The sequence below is a fragment of the Psychrobacter vallis genome (genome assembly GCF_904846715.1).
Lineage (GTDB): Bacteria > Pseudomonadota > Gammaproteobacteria > Pseudomonadales > Moraxellaceae > Psychrobacter > Psychrobacter vallis.
Map to the genome: position 1 here is coordinate 1 of NZ_CAJHBU010000038.1, position 3,458 is coordinate 3,458.

The 3,458-nt window shown below is 38.0% G+C and carries 1 protein-coding gene; it reads right to left on the reverse strand.

The window, feature by feature from the left end:
- Nucleotides 1-3,458: FG-GAP-like repeat-containing protein (locus JMY02_RS13430; protein WP_201599157.1), on the reverse strand; the 3,458-nt coding region annotated here is incomplete at both ends.

Below are 3,458 nucleotides of genomic sequence, written 5' to 3' on the forward strand. Positions count from 1 at the left end.
TTGGTAACATGATAGCTGTACTGGTTCCAAATATTACGTGTATTCGCCCAGTCTTTGTTTTTACTGGAGATCATGCGGATGCCAGCGGTGCGTCCAGCTCTTCCTCCTCCTGAAATATTAGAAACAAATAGAACGTCTGCATGACCATCTGCATCTGCATCAACTACTATGGGTGCTTCATGAGCCGTGTGTGAAGAATTTGGCGTCTGATATATCACACTGCCAGTTTGTGCATCATATATTCTAAAATAATCCTCATCAGCATAGACGACTTCGAAATTACCATCATTGTTAAAGTCAAAGATACTTGAACCCGTTACATTAGATGAGCGATCTTGCGTAGGTGATGACCAGATAATGCTGCCATCATTCCGCATAACAGTATAGGCAGCAGCACCAGCCACACCCATATCTGCAATGCCATCACCATCAAAATCTGCTAACGTTGGTACACCGCCTCTACCTCCAGTTGGTATATAGAATCTATTGATTTGCTTACCAGTGGCATCTAAAATAGTAAAGTAACTATCACCTGTAGTGACAATATTTGGTTTACCATCACCTGTGACGTCAGCAACAGATGCAAAACTCCTAGAATTATTATAAGAAAAATACTGGATAGTACCAGTGATAGTACCATTCGCGTCAAGCTGAACTTTTTCGCTTCCTCTATCAGTTACTAATTCTGGTATATCATCATCATCTAAATTTGCTATAGCAAGAACAGTAGATTTACCTCTAGTAATTAATCCGGAAGAGTAATTGCTAATAGAGTTACCAATAATAATTTCAGAGTTGCCATCCTTATTCAAATCAGCTATTAAAATATCATTTGAATAGAAATCTGAGCTTACTCCCACGCTCCATGTTTTTTTTAGGTTTCCTGTATTTGAGTAAATTTCAATACGGGAGCCGTTATTTACAATGATCTCTGGGAGTCCATCATTATCTATATCAGCAATTGTTGGTGATGTATACCGCGAACTGACTGCAACCGACCATTTTTTCTCGCCAGTTGAACCATCAAGAACTACCATTTGATTAAAATAGTTATTATAAATAATTGAAGATATGTCCCCTTGACCAATAGTGCCATCACCATTAGTATCTTCTAATGGCGCTGCAACGGGCGAAGCTGAAGAACCAAAACTAGACCAGTTGCTAGGCCTATCTGCATCAGATGCTTTATACCCATACATCCACTTTTCTTCAACCTCCAAGGTTCCAACTGGCGGCTTAATCTCAACACCATCACTGGTCAATCGAACATTATTATCTTCATCACGTTCAGCGATTTGGCTCTCACTGTCAATCATCACGGCAATTGGTGCATCACGGAAATCGACTTTTCCATTGATAGCTAGGCCAATCTCTGTAGTAGCGCCTTGATTTAGGTCTAAAGTCTCAGTTGAGCGACCGACTATTTTTTCATTATCATCTAGCGTACGGTTTTTATTGGCATCAATGAACGCAGTGATACCTACCTCCGTACTTAATAGATCGGTATTACCTTTGTTTTCAATGGTTGCTTTTAGCGTACCAGTCGTTGTCAGACGCTGTTGATCTGTTGTGAGATGCTGGCTGTCTAAAGAAGTTATCGTTAGATCTGGTAGTACAATTTCTGCCGATTTGGGGCGTAAACGGATTTCACCTAAATCAATATTACCTTTTTCTGTAAATTGCTTGTCAAAGTAGTATTTACTATTCAGGTATTCACTAGACTCAATTTCAATACGCAAGTTTGAAGCAGTTACGCCAGTTAAGCTGATTATTCCATCTGAATCAGTTAATTTCTCATACAGAATAGTATCTGTACTGCCTTTATATATCTTAACTTTTGTATTAGGTATATTAGATTCTGTTATGGAATCCACTAAATGAAAATCAAGTTGATAAGCTGGATAGCTCAGTGCTATTTTGAGATTAGCCGTATTTCCTTTGTCTATTTTTACGATTTGGGGCGTGCTACTTAAATACACTTCGTGCTCAGCTGTTATCTGCCAAGTTCCCTCTATCAGATCAAAAGTACTGTCCGAGTTTTCCGAATCCGTTTTGAGACGAACAGTATCGATAACGTTGCCATTATGATCCATCTGCTCTGCTAAAATAGTAGTGTTATATATAGGCTGCTGATCACCGTCTGTGACGATATCAACATTGAGTTTACCGGTACCTTGCTTTTCTAGTTCTAAAACAATGTCTTGCTCACTATTTGGAGAAACATTGAAAGTGGTGGGTATGCTCGGTTTATAATTACGCTTTGACAGGAAGAAGTTCCAATTACCATTAGTAAATAAGGCTGTCTTATATGAAAGATTGGAATAAAGCAATCCAGTAAAGAATACTTCATCTTTACTATTTACTTTCTGATAAGTTAAGTTGACACCGTTGATAGGCTCTTTAGTATCTTTATCTATAAACTTAAAATTCACTTTTCCGTGAATCATACCTGGCGGCGTATCATCAGGATGACTGGGGTCTATAGCGTACATAATGAGAGTGCTGAGATCGTTTAACTCATTCTCCTTAACCGTAAACTCCCTATTAATTGATTTATAACCCTCATATTCAGCTGTAATAACTAAGTTTTGCTTAACTTCAAACCCTGACGGCTTATTTCTCTCTAAATATTCTGTCCAATAGTCAGATTCTACTTTATAGTTATCAATTTTATAGCTACCGTCCGATAAAGAAGTGGCAAGGTGGACATTGTTGATAAACACTTTTGCTCCATTGATTGGCCTGCCTTCCTCATCAATGACTTTACCGAACAATACAGTGGATTTATAACTCGTAGGCTGAATGACTGGTGAAAAATTGTAAGTCTGACCGAAAATTAAACTACCAGACCCACTACTTATTTTACGATCTTCCTTATATACTTCAATCGTAAAGGTTCCTGAATATGGTACGGAAAGCTGATAGGCTCCTTTTTCATTGGTTATAACCTCTAGTGACTCCGTACCATAATAAATTTTAATTTTCGCTTCGGAAATAGGTGATTGATCTACACTATTTGTTACTACTCCTTGGATAAAGGACGTATTACTTAAATCGTTTCTAGATAGCTTTATGGTTCCAAGATTGCTTAGATTACCAACCCTTAAGTTAGTTTTTACATTTAATGATACATAGCCTTGCTTGGATATTGATATATCATATTTGCCTGCAGGGATATCACTGACTAACAAATGGCCTTTACTATCTGTTTTCGCATTAAGCGTATTCGCTTGTGAAGTTAAAATAATATCAACGCTACTGAGAAGTGAACCAGTTTCACTATCTTGTAATACAAAGGAAAGCTCACTAGTAGTAGGATTAGTGGCTTCTAACGACAGGGTATGAAGAGAGTTCAAAACTAAAGCTGTCACATAAGCATCACTCTGCCAACTGCCATCGTTATTTTGTAGCGTTAGTACACGATTTTCAAAACTGGTGCGGAAAAGTTCCACATCACT